This window comes from Dietzia sp. CW19 (assembly GCF_014145265.1).
In the GTDB taxonomy this organism is placed as follows: Bacteria; Actinomycetota; Actinomycetes; order Mycobacteriales; family Mycobacteriaceae; genus Dietzia; species Dietzia natronolimnaea.
Genome location: NZ_JAALEE010000110.1, coordinates 1 through 15441, shown reverse-complemented (window position 1 = coordinate 15441; position 15441 = coordinate 1). Strand labels below are relative to the sequence as shown.

Below are 15441 nucleotides of genomic sequence, written 5' to 3'. Positions count from 1 at the left end.
CGGAGAGGGTAGCACCGGCCCGCAGGCCGCCCGTCCGGGCGGCCCCGCCCTTCGAGGAGCACCTGTGACGACGACCCCGCACACCGCCCGGACCGGAGGCGAGTTCGTCGCCCGCCATCTGGGACCCGACGCCGACGGCCTGGCCCACATCCTGCGGACCATCGGCGTGGACTCGCTCGACGAGCTCGCCGAGCGCGCGTTCCCGTCGGTCATCCTCGACGAGGTGGGTCCCGACGGCCGGGCAGCGGGCATCGACGCGCTGCCCGAGCCCCTGTCCGAGTCCGACACGCTCGCCGCGCTGCGCGTGCTCGCCGACCGGAACGAGGTCGCGGTCTCCATGATCGGGCAGGGGTACTACGACACGCTCACCCCGGCCGTGATCCGCCGCAACGTCGTCGAGAGCCCCGCCTGGTACACGGGGTACACCCCCTACCAGCCGGAGATCAGCCAGGGCCGACTCGAGGCTCTTCTCAACTTCCAGACCATGGTCGCCGACCTCACCGGCATGGACATGGCGGGCGCCTCGATGCTGGACGAGGGGACCGCGGCCGCCGAGGCCATGACGATGCTCCGCAGGGCCAACCGGTCCTCGAAGAGCCCCCGCTTCGCGGTCGACACGGACGTCTTCGGACAGACCGCCGCCATCCTCGCCACCCGCGCCGAGCCGCTGGGTATCGAGATCGTCACCGCGAACCTGATCGACGACGGGTTGCCGGAGGGCGACTTCTTCGGAGCACTCGTGCAGACGCCGGGTGCCTCGGGCCGCGTCGCCGACGTCGCCGGGCTGATCGACCAGTGCCACGACCGGGGAGTCCTCGTGGCGGCGGGCGTCGACCTGCTCGCCGCGACCGTCCTCACCCCGGCCGGGGACAAGGGTGCGGACGCCTGCTTCGGCTCGTCCCAGCGCTTCGGTGTCCCGATGGGCTTCGGTGGCCCCCACGCCGGCTTCCTCTCCTGTCGCACCGCCCACGCCCGTAACCTCCCGGGCCGCCTCGTGGGCGTGTCGACGGACGCCGACGGTCGGCCGGCCTACCGGCTGGCGCTGCAGACCCGCGAGCAGCACATCCGCCGCGACAAGGCCACGTCCAACATCTGCACCGCTCAGGTCCTGCTCGCGGTGGTCGCCGCGATGTACGCCTCGTACCACGGAGCGGAGGGCCTGGCGGCGATCGCCCGGCGCGTGCATTCCCATGCCGCGGTCCTGGCCGACGGCCTCGTCGCCGCGGGTGTCCAGGTCGTCCACGCCGACTTCTTCGACACCGTCCTGGCCAGGGTGCCCGGCCGTGCCTCCGAGGTGCTCGCCGCCGCCGCCGAGCGGGGGGTGAACCTGTGGAGGGTCGACGACGACCACGTGTCCGTCTCCTGCGACGAGGCCACCACCGGGGACCACCTCGCGCTCGTCCTCGAAGCGTTCGGCGGTGACGTCGCCGACATCGCGGACGCCGGACAGCTGGAGATCCTCGTCGATCCCGCCTACGGCGACCGGACCTCGCGCTTCCTCCAGCACGAGGCGTTCGTCAGGTACCGGACCGAGACCGCGATGCTGCGGTATCTGCGAGCCCTCGCGGACAAGGACCTGGCGCTGGACCGCACCATGATCCCGCTGGGTTCCTGCACCATGAAGCTCAACGCCACCACGGAGATGGAGCCCATCACGTGGCCCGAGTTCGCGGGCCTCCACCCCTTCGCACCGGTCGAGCAGACCCGAGGGATCCGCCGGCTCGTGGCCGACGTGGAGCAGTGGCTCGTCGACATCACCGGCTACGCCGCGGTGAGTCTGCAGCCCAACGCGGGCAGCCAGGGGGAGTACGCGGGCCTGCTGGCGATCCGGCAGTACCACCGCTCCCGCGGCGACGAGGATCGCAGGGTGTGCCTCATCCCGTCCTCGGCTCACGGGACCAACGCCGCGTCCGCGGTGATGGCGGGGATGAAGGTCGTCGTCGTCGGATGTCGACCCAACGGGGACGTCGACGTCGACGATCTCCGCGAGAAGGTCGGCCGGCACGCGGCCGAGCTGTCGGCGATCATGATCACCTACCCCTCGACCCACGGGGTGTACGAGCACGACATCGAGGAGATCTGCGCGATCGTCCACGACGCCGGGGGACAGGTCTACATCGACGGGGCCAACCTCAACGCGCTCGTGGGTGTCGCCCGTCCGGGGCGGTTCGGTGGCGACGTGAGCCACCTCAACCTGCACAAGACCTTCTGCATCCCGCACGGTGGTGGCGGTCCCGGGGTCGGCCCGGTCGCGGTGGCCGAGCACCTGCGCGAGTTCCTGCCCGGCCACCCCTACGAGGAGGGTCTCGGTTCGGGCGCGGTGGTCTCGGCCGCCGCCTTCGGATCCGCCTCGATCCTCCCCATCACGTGGGCCTACGTCCGCATGATGGGCGCGGACGGGCTGCGTCGTGCCACCCTCACCGCGATCGCGAGTGCCAACTACCTGGCCCGGCGGATCGGCCCGGACTTCCCGGTGCTGTACTCCGGGGACGGCGGGTGGGTGGCGCACGAGTGCATCCTCGACCTCCGGCCGCTCATCGACTCGGTCGGCATCTCGATCGACGACGTGGCCAAGAGGCTGGCGGATTACGGTTTCCACGCGCCCACGATGAGCTTCCCGGTGCCCAACACGCTCATGGTGGAGCCCACCGAGAGTGAGGACCTGGCCGAGCTGGATGCCTTCTGTGACGCGATGGCCGCGATCCGCGCCGAGATCGACCGGGTCGCCTCGGGAGAGTGGACCGTGGAAGACAATCCGCTGCGCGGGGCTCCCCACACCGCCGAGAGCGTCTCCGCCGACGAGTGGGAGCACGCCTACCCGCGCAGCCTGGCGGGCTACCCGCTGGGTTCGGAGTGGCGCCCCAAGGTCTGGCCCGCGGTGCGGCGGATCGACGGCGCGTACGGCGACCGCAATCTGGTGTGTTCCTGCCCTCCGCTGGACGCGTTCGCCGAGGACTGAGGCGCAGGGGGCCGGCGTTGTCGTACCCGCGTGACACCGTGCGGGTATGACGACGACCGGTTCCCGTCCCGTTCCAGATCTCCCCTCTTCGTGCCTGACGTGGTGTCGCGCCCAGCCTCCGGCACTGCTGGTGGCGGACGAATACGTGGAGGTCGACCTCGACCTGTGGAACCTCAGGCTGGCGGAGCGAGGGGTCGACCTCCGGCTGGTCGCCGGTGGGCCCGACGGCGGCCGGGTCGAGTCCGGGTCCGGATACCTCCGCAGGAGTGACCTCTGGGCAGCGGGCCGCAGGGCTCGGGGCAGCCTGGAGGAGTCCGTGGTCGCGCTCTACATGTGTGCGGCCTGGCTCGCCGGGCACCCGCAGCGATCGGGCGTCCGCAGGGGTCTGCCGGACTTCCGTGTACCGGAGCGCGACCGCTCCGCGTGGCGCTCGGTGTCACCTCACGGATATCCCCTGGTCCTGCACGAGGTGGCGGACTGGTTGGACGCCCCGGCGGAGGCCATGAACCTGCTCCGCAACGGCGCGCCGTACGGCAGGGCTGGCAGGGGGGTGCCCGATCTCGGGTTCCCGCTCGCCTCGCTCTATCTGTCGTCCCTGGGAATGGCGTGGTCGGACCAGACCATCGTTCCCGTCGATTCGGCCGGGATCGCCACGCTGGTCCACGCGGGATGGACCGAGATCGACTCGCTCGGTCGCATGACGCCACGCCGGTATCAGCGGTATCTGGACGTGATCTCCGCGTGGGCGGACGAGGCCGCTGTCGACCCGCTCGTGGTCGAGATGTGGGTGGTGCGCGACTGGCATGACCGGCGCTCGATGGTCGCGCAGTCGGGGTCGTCCGCGGAGAGTCCGCGCGGCGGCCGCCCGCGGTGAACCAGCGGAGAAGATAGTGTCCGCTCCATGGAACCGCAGAGCATGACCGTCGACATCCCGGCCGGCACCCTCGACGTACTGGACTGGCGTACCACCGGGCCCGAGCGCGGGACCGTGTTGGCGTTGCACGGCTTCCCGGAATCCCCGTGGGAGTGGGAGGCGGTCGCCGGGGTGCTGACGCAGCAGGGACTCAGGGTCGTCGCTCCGGCCCAGCGGGGGTACTCGGCCGGTGCACGCCCGGACGACGTCGGGGCCTATGCGATCGAGCACCTGAGCGCGGACGCCCTGGCGATCGTCGACCATCTCGGTCTGGAGACGGTGCACGTGCTCGGCCACGACTGGGGGGCATCGGTCGCATGGTGGCTCGCCGCCCACCACCCCGGGCGGGTGTCGAGCCTGACGGTGGTGTCCGTCCCCCACCTGTCGGCCTTCGCGTGGGCTCTGCAGTCCGACCCGGACCAGCAGGCCCGATCGGCCTACTTCGCCCTCTTCCGCCAGGAGGGGAAAGCCGAGGACGTCCTGCTCGAGGACGGAGCCCGACGTCTGCGGGCGATGTTCGACGAGCACGTGTCTGACGAGCTCATCGCCAAGCACCTCGAGGTGGTCGGCACGCGGGCGAGGCTGACGGGAGCGCTCAACTGGTACCGCGCGATGCGGCGGTACGACCTGCCCGACGTGTCGGTCCCCACGACCTATCTGTGGGGGGAGGACGACCCAGCGATCGGGCGCTCCGGTGCCGAGGCCACCGCCTCCCGGATGGCGGGGGAGTACCGCTTCGTCCCGCTGGCGGGCATGGGGCACTGGCTCCCCGAACAAGCCCCCGAGGTGGTGGCCGCGGAGGTCCTGGACAGGATCGGCTGACGCCGGAGACCCGGGTGGGTCGGGCACGGTCCCGGTGTCAGGACTGGCGCAGTTCCCGCTTGAGGAGCTTGCCCGACTGGTTCCGGGGCAGTTCGTCCACGAAGACGACCCGCTTCGGCACCTTGAACGGCGCGAGATGGGCGCGGGTGCCGTCGATGATCTCGGATTCGGTGGCGTGGACGTCGTCCCTGAGGACCACGATCGCGGTGACGGCCTCGATCCACTTGTCGTCCGGTGTGCCGATCACGGCCACCTCCGCCACGCGCTCATCCTGGTAGACCGCGTCCTCGACCTCCCGGGACGCCACCAGGACACCACCGGTGTTGATGACGTCCTTGATGCGGTCGACGACCTCGATGAACCCCTCCGGGTCGCGCACCACCAGGTCGCCGGAGTGGAACCACCCGTCGCGGAACGCCTCGGCGGTGGCGTCCGGCTTGTTCCAGTAACCCGTGCACAACTGCGGAGACCGGTAGACCACCTCGCCCCGCTCGCCGTCCGCGACCTCTGCGCCCGTCTCGTCGACGACGCGGGCGTCCACGAAGAACACCGGTCGGCCGGCGCTCGCCGGGCGGGCGTCATGCTCCTCCGGGCGCAGGACGGTGGCCAGTGGGCCGATCTCCGACTGTCCGAAGCAGTTGTAGAACCCGAGGTCGGGATACGTGCCGCGCAGGCGCTGGAGCACCGTCACCGGCATGATCGAGGCGCCGTACTGGGCCTTGCGCAGACTCGACAGGTCCCGGGACTCCAGGTCCGGATGTGAGGCCAACGGCACCCACACCGTCGGCGCGAGGAAGAGCGAGCCGATCCTGTCGACCTCGACCCGGCGGAGGATCTCGGTGATGTCCGGGGCGGCCATGAGGTGCACCGTCGCCCCCAGGGAGAGGTAGGGGAGCGCGAACACGTGCATCGCGGCCGAGTGGTAGAGCGGCATGGACACCAGCGGCTCGTCGTCCGCGGTCAGGTCCAGGGCGAGAATGCAGCTCACGTACTCGTGGACGAGCGCGGAATGGGTCATCATCGCGCCCTTGGGGCGTGAGGTCGTCCCCGAGGTGTAGAGGAGTTGGGCCAGATCGTCGCCGGTGGAGGGGGACTGCACCGGGGTACACGGGGAGTCGTCCGTCGCCGAACCCAGAACGGTGCCGTCCGCGGTCTCCCCCTCACGGGGCAGCAGCGGCAGGGAGCGCAGCCCCGGCATGGTCTCGAGTACGTCCGACAACGTGGCGGCCTGTGCCGGGTCCACCAGGACCAGGGACGCCCCCGAGTCGGTCAACAGGTACTCGAGTTCGCCGCCGGTCAGGGCGTAGTTGACGGGCACGTGTGTGAACCCGGCGCGGGAGGTGGCGAGGAAGCCGATGAGATAGGCATCGGAGTTGACCCCGTAGCCGGCAACCCGGGCGCCGTTCTCGAGGCCCTGGCCGGCGAGGGTCGTGGCCACCCGGTCGACCGCGGAGTCCAGCGCCGCGTAGGTCCACCGGCGTTCGGCGAAGGTGAGTGCCACGCGGTCGGGGAACCGGGCCGCCGCCCGGCGCAGGACGGCGTCGACCGTCGCGGAACTCACGGCGGGACCGGGGAATCGAGGGGGTGTGGTCATCGTCTCAGCCTAGAGGTCAGCCGGCGAGGTCATGGTTCGGCGGCGACGATCTCCAACACCTCCGGGGGGACCGCCCCGTTGCTGTCCCGCGGGGTCCAGTGCTCGCTCGGGACCCACTGGGATCCGCACCCTCGGCACGCGAACATGGGCTCACCGCGGCGCTCCACGGGGGTCCTCGTCCACTCGCACAGGTCGCGGCACGAGCGGACCCGTAGGGGGACGCCGTCGGGATCGGGCTGTCGCCGGGGCCGGAAGGGCAGTGCACGGAAGCTGGACATCTCTGGGCTTGAGGATAACCGGTCGTCGTGTGGGTAGCCTGATCGCGGATGCGGGTGGACGGAGGAGGGCGACGTGAACGCATGTCCCTGCGGGAGCCGGCGCCCGTTCGATCGCTGCTGCGGACCGCTCGTCGAGGATGGTGTCCCGGCCGAGACCGCGGAGCAACTGATGAGATCGCGGTACACGGCCTTCGTTCTGGGTCGGGAGGACCACCTCTGGCGCACCTGGAGCCCGCGGACGCGGCCGGCCCGGGTGGAGGCAGGTGACGTCGAGTGGACCGGCCTCGCGATCCTCGACGTGGTTGCCGGTGGCCCCGCCGACCGGACCGGGACCGTCGAGTTCGAGGCCCGGTATGTCGGGCCCGAGGGCCCCGGTGTCATGCGCGAGCGATCGGCGTTCGAGCGCAGAGGTGGTCGATGGACGTATCTCGAGGGCACGGGATCGTCCTGAGTCCTAGGTGGCGGTCGGGTCTTCCGGCTGGCGGGTCACGGTGACCGAACCGATCGTCCTCGGGGCGGTCACGTCGATGCGCCCGATACGGTTCCCTCGGGGCATCGTCCAGGCGACCATCCCCCGGATCTCCTCGCCGGGAAAGCTCAGAACCGAGGGCACGAGTGGGTCCTCGACCGTCCCCGCGGGGTTCTCGATCCGCTCGAACGGTCGCCCCGACGGGTCGAAGGCCGAGAAGTCCTCCGGGCCCAGTTCCGGCTGACCGGATGCCTGCACCGCGCGGACGTCCACCACCACGACCGCGTCCGAGTACGTGGTCGAGGGCACGATGCGGAGGTCGGACAGGGTCACGGTGGCGTCCCACGATTCTCCGGCCACGGGGAACGGCCTGTCGAACTGCTGCGACGAGGGCAGGGGTCCGGACTGCTGGGCGGTCGGGACGGGGACGCCCGCGGAGTCGTCATCGCCGAACAGGGAGGCCGGTGAACAACCCGACGTGGAGACGGCCGCGGTCACGATCACTGCAGCGAGGACGGCGCGACGCATGTAGGCGCTCCTGGGGCGAGTTCTCACACCGGGCCCGTCCCGGCACGGTCTCAGATCCTACTGCTCACCGGGACGGTGGTCATCGGAGGCGCGCAGGTCACGCCATCGTCTGCCCGCGACCCGGTGCGCGAGATCCGAGTAGACGTCGTCGAGTTCGGCGGAGATCTCGGCCAACTGGATCTTGAAGTTGACCGGGACGAACACCCGGTCGACGAACTCCGCCTCGGCGGAGATCGTCTGGCCGTCGAACACGTACCTGCACCACAGCGAGTCCCGGTTGAGGATCGCGACCTCGGTCTCCGCGGCCGCGGGATCCTCCACGGAGGACACGAGTGGGCTCCGGAACACGACGAGGGGGAGCGAGCGGTGCGCACGGACGAACAGCAGGACACACCCGGCGGGAACGGTGAACACGTCATGCTCGTCGGGTGTGACCCGACGCTCGTAGACCTCCGACAGAGCCGACTGTAGTGCTCTGGTCGCCTCGTCCGGGGTCGCGATGGGCTGCGACCGGAAGTCGGCGTCCGCCGACACGGGTTCACCCGAACCGGCCCCGGTCGCGTCCTCCGGATCGGACACGTCATGGAGGAATACCGGGTGGGGGATCCCGAAGACGCGCTCCATCGTGCCGGCGACCAGGTGCGCCGCCTCGGGTGCACGGTTTACCGGGAACGTGAGGTCCGCCCCCGGAGCACCCTGGTCGGTCGGGCGCCGGAGCGCCCAACCGAGGGCCATGAGTTGGTCGAGCCGGACGGGCCCCAGCGGCTCCGGCGAATCCTCGGACCCGCCGCCGGAGACCTCCGCGTGGACGCTGCCGCCGCCGGTGGCGGTGAAACGCACGTACGGGGTGCGGGTGGACGGCGACCCGAGGACGGGAACGGCCAGGTCGAACGTGGCTCCCGGGACGAGGTCACGCAGTAGTCCGGCCAGGCGGGTCGCGAAGCGGTTCCACCCGGCAGCGATCGACGCGTCCACGTCGAACTCGAAATCCCGCATGAGTGGCAGTCAACCACCGCACAGCCGAGCACGTCGGTACTTCGGGATGTCCGGTGGGAGTGATCAGCTCCCCGCCTCCGGCCGGCCCGCCTGGTAGTCGGACCAGTACTCCTCCGAACCGTCGAAGCGCACGCGCACCCCGCCACGGTGCTCGACGACCTCCGGCTGGACGGGAACGATCCTGCGCTCGGAGTCCAGTGCTGCCGCGACGTCGGGGAACCCGGCGAGGACGCGGAGTTGGGTCCACGTCGGGGGGAGGAGCATGGACCGGCCGGCACGGAAGTCCTCGAGGAGGTCGACGGGGCGGGCCCACATGGTCAGGTCGACCTCGGTCGTGAGGTCATCCGGTTCCTGTCCCTCCGGTAGCGCGGCGAGGAAGAACCTCGTGTCGTACCTCCGCGATTCCACCGAGGGCGTGATCCAGTGGTCGTAGGGGCGGAGTCTGCCCGCCGCGAGTGAGAGATCCTCGTCGGCGAGGAACGCGCTGAAGGTCAGCCGGTGGCTCTCGAGCTCCTCGCGGCTCGAGTGGTACCGGCCGGCGTCCGCGACCGGGGAGCCGTCGAGGTGGTCGGCGAGGAGGACGCCACATTCCTCGAAGGTCTCCCGCGCCGCCGCGCACACCAACCGGCGCGCTCGAGGCACGTCGCAGTCGAACCGCTCGGCCCACCACGCGGGCGCGGGGCCGGACCAGGCGACATCCGGATCGTCGTCCGAGGCGTCCACGCCCCCGCCCGGGAACACCGTCATGCCGCCGGCGAACGCCATCCCGCGGACGCGGCGTGCGACGAACACCTCGGGTCCGCGATCGGAGTCCCGCATCACCATCACGGTGGACGCGTCCTTGATCGGGCGGGCGGTGGGGTCGTTGCCTTCGGTCATGCGGACAAGTCTCACCCGGCGCGGTGGAGGACGGTTCGTCGGGGTGGCCGGACGGCGCCGTCAGTACGTGCTGTCGGAGGACACCCGACGTGCCAGCACTCCGTGCAGGACACGATCGACGTGCTCGCGGAGGTCGGCTCGGTGGTCGCGACCGGGCGACCGGTCGATCCCCGAACGGACGATGCTCATGTACAGGACGTCGAAGACGGTCTGGGCGGGACCGTCGAGGTCCTCCGCCTCCGGTGCCCGCGGGGAGTGCCGGGCGAGCACGAGTCCGATGATGCCCCGGAGTTCCCCGAGGATGCGCTGCGCCTCCGCCCGGTGCGGGCCGGGTTCCCCGAAGACCGTCTCGCGGTGGTAGGCGACGATGTTCTCCGGCTGGTTCTCGAGGGCGGAGAACAGGGGGTCGCACAGTGTGACCAGATCCTCGACGGGGTCCCCGGTATCCGGGACGGTCTCGACCATGGCGCGGAACTCCTCGTTGGCCACCATGCACAGGAGCTCGCCCTTCGACTGGGCGTACCTGAACAGTGTCCCGGTGCCGACCTCCGCCTGATCGGCCACCTCCTGGGTGGTGACCGACGAGTACCCGTTGCGGAAGAACAGGTCGCGGGCGGCGGCCAGTATCCGGCGTTGCTTGTCCGCCTTGTTCAGCTCCCGGCGTCCCGGCTCACGGGCTAGGGTCACGAGAACCACTCGGTGGGCTTGCCCGCCACCAGGAGGAGCGAGAAGACCACGGCCACCACGATGAGGGTCACCACCAGCGCGACGACCGGGGACCGGAGCGCGAAGGCCAGCGTGCGCTCGGCGAGGGTGCGCGACTGTTCGCCTCCGGGCCCGAGCCGCCAGTGTCCCTCAAGCAGCCCGCGGCGCTCGACGGACCTCTCGAACGGCACGGTGGCGTAGGGGATGACCGCGGACGCCAGGCCCATCAGGCCGGTCCCCGCCGACCAGCGCTTGTCCGTCCAGACCGCGATCGTCGCCACGGTGTAGCACAGGAACACGAAACCGTGGATGCTGCCACCGACCGTGGTGGCCCAGTCGAGACCGAACCCGTACTTGCCGACCATGCCCAGGATCAGCAGCGTCCACGTGATCACCTCCGCGAGCGCGAGCCTCTTGTACAGGATGCGGGGGGTCACAGATGTCCTCCAGGGGTCGGATCGGTGTTCGTCGGTCATCGTACGGACACCGGAACCGCGGCCCGGTTCAGCCTCCCCGCTGCGTCACCCCGCGAGGGTCAGCGACGCGAACCGGACCTCGCCCGCCTCGTCGCTGGCGCCGAGGTCCACGACACCCTCGACGGCCCAGCCGTGGTCGTTCTCCGGATCGTCGAGCACCTGCCGGACCCTCCAGGTCCCCGGCTCCACCCCGTCGCCCGATTCGGTGACGGAGAAGAGGGCGGGTCCGCGCGCCGCGGGCCCGGTTCCGATCGCGTCGTACTCGTCCCAGTACGCATCGATCTCGGTGTCCCAGTCGGGATGGAGCGGGACGTCGGCGTCGAGTTGCACCAAGGTGTCGATGTCGTCTCGCGACAGGAGCTCCACGCGGCGGAACATCGCGTTGCGGACCATCACCCGGAACGCCCGCGAGTTGGCGGTGACGGGCCGGGTGGTGCCGCTCGACTGACCGAAGGCGAGCTCGGCCACCTGGTCCGGGGAGACCTCGGGGTCGGTGAGCAGTTCCCACTCGTCCAGCAGGCTCGAGTCGACCTGGCGGACGAGTTCCCCGAGCCATTCGACCAGGTCGTCGAACTCGTCGGTCCGCAGGTCGGCCGGAACGGTCTGCCGCAGCGCACGGTAGGCGTCGGTGAGGTAGCGCAGGACGGAACCCTCCGACCGGCTGAGTCCGTACGCGGAGACCAGATCGGAGAAGGTCATCCCCCGCTCGACCATCTCGCGGACGACCGACTTCGGGGAGGGCTCGACCCCCGCCACCCACGGGTGCCCGGCCCGGTAGGCGTCGTAGGCGTCCGCGATGAGGTCGCCGAGGGGTGTGGGCCACGAGATGTCCTCGACCAGCTCCATCCGTTCCGAGTACTCCACCCCCTCTGCCTTGAGCGCCCCGATCGCCTCGCCGCGGGCGGCCCGCTGCTGTGCGTAGAGGATCGGGCGCGGGTCGTCGAGAACGGACTCGATCACCGAGACCAGATCCAGGACCGGGGTGGGGGAGTCGGGGTCGAGGACCTCCATCGCGGCGATCGCGAACGGGGCGAGGGGCTGGTTGAGCGCGAAGTCCCGTTGGAGGTCCACCGTCAGACGGACGTGCCGTCCGTCGTCGTCCGGCTCCGCCATCCTCTCGACGATGCCGGCGGTCTCGAGCCCGCGGAAGAGTTCGATCGAGCGCAGCACGTGCTGCCGGATCCGGGCCCGGGTCTCGTGCGAGGACAGCAGGAGGTGCCGCATGTGGGCGTAGCAGCTCCCCGGACGCGAGATCACGTTGAGCAGCATCGCGTTGTTGACCTCGAAGCGGCTGGTGAGCTGCTCGGGCTGGGCGCCGACGAGTTTGTCGAACGTCGAGCGGGACCAGTTGACGAACCCCTCCGGCGGCTTCTTCTTGGCCGACTTGCCCTTCTTCTTGGGGTTGGCGGCCGACTTGGCCGCGGCCTTGGCGTTCTCGACCTCGTGCTCGGGAGCCAGCACCACCACCAGACCCTCGGTATCGAACCCCGCTCGGCCCGCACGGCCGGCGATCTGGTGGAACTCCCGGGCCTTGAGGACACGTTGCCGGCGTCCGTCGAACTTGGTGAGCCCCGTGAACAGAACGGTCCGGATGGGGACATTGATACCGACGCCGAGGGTGTCGGTCCCACAGATGACGGTGAGCAACCCGTCCTGGGCGAGCCGTTCCACGAGGCGGCGGTACTTCGGGAGCATGCCGGCGTGGTGGACCCCGATTCCGTGCATGAGCAGCTTGCGCAGGTTCCGGCCGAACGCGGTCGTGAACCGGAATCCGCCGATCTCCTCGGCGATGGCGGCCTTGCGCTCCTTGGTGGCCACCGCCACCGAGGTCAGCGCCTGGGCCTGTTCCAGGGCCGAGGCCTGGGTGAAGTGGACGATGTAGACGGGTGCCTTGTCATCCCGGAGCAGGAGTTCGACCGACTCGTGGATACTGCGCAGTGCGTAGTCGAACGTCAGGGGGACAGGTCGCTCGGTGCCCCCGACCAGCGCGCACTCCCGTCCGGTCCGGGTACGGAGATCCTCGATCAGCCAGTCCACGTCGCCGAGCGTCGCCGACATCAGCAGGAACTGCGTGTCGGGGAGTTCGATGAGCGGGACCTGCCAGGCCCAGCCCCGATCGGGCTCGGAGTAGTAGTGGAACTCGTCCATCACCACCTGACCGATGTCCGCGGCGGCGCCCTCCCGGAGGGCGATGTTGGCCACGATCTCGGCGGTGGCACAGATGATCGGTGCGTCGGCGTTGACCGCGGCGTCACCGGTGAGCATCCCGACGTTCTCGGCGCCGAACACCGCGCACAGAGCGAAGAACTTCTCGCTGACGAGCGCCTTGATCGGCGCGGTGTAGTAGCTCCGCACCCCGCGGGCCATGGCGGAGAAGTGCGCCCCCAGGGCGACCAGCGACTTGCCCGACCCCGTCGGCGTGGCCAGGACGACATGGCTACCCGCCGCCACCTCGAGGACCGCCTCCTCCTGCGCCGGATAGAGCGTCAGGCCCTGGTCGGCGGCCCACGCCACGAAGGCGTCGAATACCGCCTCCTCCAGGAGGTCGGAGGGGACGTCGTCGAGGTCGGCGAGGAGTTCGGGCAGTTGCACCCTACCGAGCCTAGTCGCCCGGCCGCGACCGTCCGTCCGTGCTAGCGGGCGCGGGGCTCGTCGTCGCCGGTCTGCTCCGCGAGGAACCGCTCGAACTCGGCACCGATCTCGTCGCCGGAGGGCAGCGGTGTGCCGCCGGGGTTGAGCGAGTCGGAGCCGTGGCGGGACTCCATGAACTCGTCGTACTGCTTCTCCATCAGCTCCACGGCGGTCCGGATCTCCGGGCTGTCGGCGATCTGGGCGGTCACCTGTGCGGTGAAGTCCCGGGCGGCGGTCTCGAGCTCACCGGACGGCAGCTCCAGCTGGGAGATCTGGGCGATGTTGCCGACGAGGTTGAGGACCGCCGCGGGGTAGGCGGTCTGGGACAGGTACTGGGGTACGTGGACGGTGAAGCCCGCGGACGGGATGCCGTGCTCGGCCATCCGGAGCTCCAGCAGCGCGCTCACGTTCCCCGGGACGGAGAACTCCCCGGGCCACGCGGTGAAGCCACGGATGAGGTCGACGTCGCTGGCGTGTGCACTCGACTGGGTCGGGCGGGTGTGCGGTACCCCGAGGGGGATGGCGCCGAGACCGACCGACATCCGGGCCCCGAACGACCCGGCGAGGTCGATCACGGATTCGGTGAACCCGTCCCACCTCAGGTCCGGCTCCAGGCCGGAGAGCAGCAGGAAGAAGGTCCCGCCTGCGTCCTTGACCGCGTGCATCTGGATGGTCGGCTCCGAGTATCCGGCGAAGTGGTCGAAGGAGTACCGCACCTGCGGTCGACGCGAGCGGTAGTCCACCAGCTCATCCGCGTCGAACTCCACGATCAACTGGGAGTCCAGGCTCTCCTTGAGGTGTTCCGTGACGCCCTGGATCGCCTGGCCGGCGTCGGAGAAACCCTCCAACGCATGCACGAGCACCGGACCCTGTCCGGATTCCGATCGCAGATCGGGGACGGGCTCGATCAGTCGGTACAGATCGCTGTGCCTGGCCATGTCGACTCCTCTCGTCGCAACACCCCGAGCCGTCCGGTCCGGTCCGAACTGATCGTCCCACCGGGACGGGGTTTCTCCTCTTTGCCAACGACGGCGGGCCGCAGTTGATTCCCCACCGTGCCGCGGGCTCCACAGCGGGTCGCCCCCCGCGGATTTCCTCCGGGACACCGCAGGTGGAGTGTCAGAAAGTTGATCCGGTGCACCGGCACCCGCGGGCCGCCCTCGGCCGGGGAGCGGCCGCGAGACGACGAGACAGGTGGACGACGATGACCGCGAACGGACGGATCGGTGACGACGGTGTGGACGACCCTCGGACGGTGGTGATCTCCTCTCCGGAGGAGCTCATCGCGTCCATCCCGTCGATGTTGGGGTTCCCGCCGGGGCCCGGATCGGTGGTGGTGATATGCGGGCGGACCGCGGACGGTCACGCCGGGCCGGTCGTCAGGATGGATGTCGACGGCCTGCTCGGAGGTCCCGGATCGCCACCCGGGGAAGGAGACGGACGGGACGGTGCGGACGGACGGGACGGTGAGGACGGGCGGGGCGGTGCGGACGGGTGGGGCGGTGCGGAGGACTGCCGCTCCGGGGAGGGTGAGCCGTCACCGGTCGTGGCCGACGACGGTCCGGCTCGTGGGCTGGCCCGGTTCTGCTCGAGGGAGGGGGTGACCGACGTCCACCTGGTGGTGGTTCACGAGGACTGTGCGGACGGGCACTCCGCCGGTCTCCGCGCGGAGGACGCCGCCGCGGCGTTCGAGTACTGGTTGGGGCTGGCCGGGACGCAGGTCGTCGGCGCCTACGGGGTGGGCGAGTTCGCACACGGCTCGCCGTGGGTCGATCTGTTCGGGATGGTCCGGGGAACGCAGGTCGACCCGGACTCGACGGAGATCGCCGCGGTCCACGCGTTCGACGGGCGGGTCCGGGCCGGTTCGCGGGCAGAGATCGAGCGGCTGTACCAGGTGCGGGACCACGGGGCGTGTGACGACGATCCGCACGGTCGGGGACCCGCACGGCTGGAGGGGGCCCTCGAGGTGGACCGCGCGGTGAGGGCGCACGAGGACGCGGAACGCCGCCTGGAGGACGGGGAGGAACTCGACGACGACGAGTTGGCCGGGATCGGACGCGTCCTGCTGGACATCGCCGTGCGGGACGAGGTCTACCGGCGCCTGGCCCACCGGGGTCTGTGCGATCGCGACGGCCGCCGCCTGCTCTGGTGGTCGCTCGCGCGCCGCCGGCCGGGCCGCGAACGCTCGGTG

General features: G+C 70.5%; 13 protein-coding genes and 1 pseudogene. 6 read left to right on the top strand and 8 right to left on the bottom strand.

From position 1 onward, the window contains the following. Nucleotides 1-64 precede the first annotated feature (64 nt). The 3 genes from gcvP (at nucleotide 65) to G6021_RS03950 (ending at nucleotide 4694) form a co-directional block, all read left to right on the top strand. On the top strand, nucleotides 65-2959 hold the full coding sequence (gcvP, locus tag G6021_RS03960) for an aminomethyl-transferring glycine dehydrogenase (RefSeq protein WP_095719000.1): 2895 nt from the start codon (nucleotides 65-67) through the stop codon (nucleotides 2957-2959). A 130-nt stretch (nucleotides 2960-3089) separates the two neighbouring features. Further along, a complete protein-coding gene (locus G6021_RS03955) occupies nucleotides 3090-3833 on the top strand; it encodes a hypothetical protein (protein WP_347237760.1) in 744 nt (247 codons plus the stop codon). Between the two features lie 27 nt (nucleotides 3834-3860). Further along, complete coding sequence (locus G6021_RS03950; RefSeq protein WP_182640703.1) at nucleotides 3861-4694, top strand: alpha/beta hydrolase; 834 nt, start codon at nucleotides 3861-3863, stop codon at nucleotides 4692-4694. 37 nt (nucleotides 4695-4731) lie between these two features. Here the strand turns inward: G6021_RS03950 and G6021_RS03945 are convergent, their stop codons facing one another. After that, a complete protein-coding gene (locus tag G6021_RS03945) occupies nucleotides 4732-6288 on the bottom strand; it encodes a fatty acyl-CoA synthetase (protein ID WP_179525195.1) in 1557 nt (518 codons plus the stop codon). A gap of 351 nt (nucleotides 6289-6639) precedes the next feature. Between G6021_RS03945 and G6021_RS17860 the strand changes: the two are divergent. Further along, nucleotides 6640-6693, top strand: a pseudogene (locus G6021_RS17860) (SEC-C metal-binding domain-containing protein); the annotation flags it as partial. A gap of 39 nt (nucleotides 6694-6732) precedes the next feature. Continuing rightward, nucleotides 6733-7017: a YchJ family metal-binding protein gene (locus G6021_RS03940; RefSeq protein WP_277815223.1), complete on the top strand. Its 285-nt coding sequence runs from the start codon at nucleotides 6733-6735 to the stop codon at nucleotides 7015-7017. Nucleotides 7018-7020: 3 nt separating this feature from the next. On the opposite strand, the gene G6021_RS03935 is transcribed toward G6021_RS03940, so the two are convergent. The 7 genes from G6021_RS03935 to G6021_RS03905 all read right to left on the bottom strand — a co-directional run bounded on the left by G6021_RS03935 (nucleotide 7021) and on the right by G6021_RS03905 (nucleotide 14188). Next, complete coding sequence (locus G6021_RS03935; protein WP_095719006.1) at nucleotides 7021-7563, bottom strand: hypothetical protein; 543 nt, start codon at nucleotides 7561-7563, stop codon at nucleotides 7021-7023. A gap of 57 nt (nucleotides 7564-7620) precedes the next feature. Further along, entirely contained in the window at nucleotides 7621-8559 is a 939-nt protein-coding gene (locus G6021_RS03930; protein WP_182640702.1) for a hypothetical protein, read from the bottom strand. 63 nt (nucleotides 8560-8622) lie between these two features. Next, nucleotides 8623-9438 (bottom strand): NUDIX hydrolase, encoded by an 816-nt coding sequence (locus G6021_RS03925; RefSeq protein ID WP_179525199.1) that lies wholly within the window; start codon nucleotides 9436-9438, stop codon nucleotides 8623-8625. 60 nt (nucleotides 9439-9498) lie between these two features. Further along, nucleotides 9499-10125, bottom strand: a complete 627-nt coding sequence (locus G6021_RS03920; RefSeq protein ID WP_179525200.1) for a TetR/AcrR family transcriptional regulator — start codon at nucleotides 10123-10125, stop codon at nucleotides 9499-9501. Continuing rightward, nucleotides 10122-10580: a DUF3817 domain-containing protein gene (locus G6021_RS03915; protein ID WP_179525201.1), complete on the bottom strand. Its 459-nt coding sequence runs from the start codon at nucleotides 10578-10580 to the stop codon at nucleotides 10122-10124. The genes G6021_RS03920 and G6021_RS03915 overlap by 4 nt, the downstream gene beginning before the upstream one ends. Nucleotides 10581-10664: 84 nt before the next feature. After that, the gene (locus G6021_RS03910; RefSeq protein ID WP_182609307.1) at nucleotides 10665-13211 is read right to left on the bottom strand and encodes a DEAD/DEAH box helicase; all 2547 of its coding nucleotides are present in this window, start codon (nucleotides 13209-13211) and stop codon (nucleotides 10665-10667) included. Nucleotides 13212-13252: 41 nt separating this feature from the next. Continuing rightward, complete coding sequence (locus G6021_RS03905) at nucleotides 13253-14188, bottom strand: PAC2 family protein (RefSeq protein ID WP_179525203.1); 936 nt, start codon at nucleotides 14186-14188, stop codon at nucleotides 13253-13255. 266 nt (nucleotides 14189-14454) lie between these two features. Here G6021_RS03905 and G6021_RS03900 point away from each other — a divergent pair. After that, on the top strand, nucleotides 14455-15441 hold a 987-nt coding region (locus tag G6021_RS03900), incomplete at its 3' end, for a DUF4192 family protein (RefSeq protein ID WP_182640701.1).

Bases quoted from the DNA above. Each gene is read 5' to 3' on its own strand.
- G6021_RS03930 (WP_182640702.1), bottom strand. From the start codon at position 8,559: ATGCGGGATTTCGAGTTCGACGTGGACGCGTCGATCGCTGCCGGGTGG.
- G6021_RS03905 (WP_179525203.1), bottom strand. From the start codon at position 14,188: ATGGCCAGGCACAGCGATCTGTACCGACTGATCGAGCCCGTCCCCGAT.
- G6021_RS03950 (WP_182640703.1), top strand. From the start codon at position 3,861: ATGGAACCGCAGAGCATGACCGTCGACATCCCGGCCGGCACCCTCGAC.
- G6021_RS03935 (WP_095719006.1), bottom strand. From the start codon at position 7,563: ATGCGTCGCGCCGTCCTCGCTGCAGTGATCGTGACCGCGGCCGTCTCC.
- G6021_RS03945 (WP_179525195.1), bottom strand. From the start codon at position 6,288: ATGACCACACCCCCTCGATTCCCCGGTCCCGCCGTGAGTTCCGCGACG.
- G6021_RS03925 (WP_179525199.1), bottom strand. From the start codon at position 9,438: ATGACCGAAGGCAACGACCCCACCGCCCGCCCGATCAAGGACGCGTCC.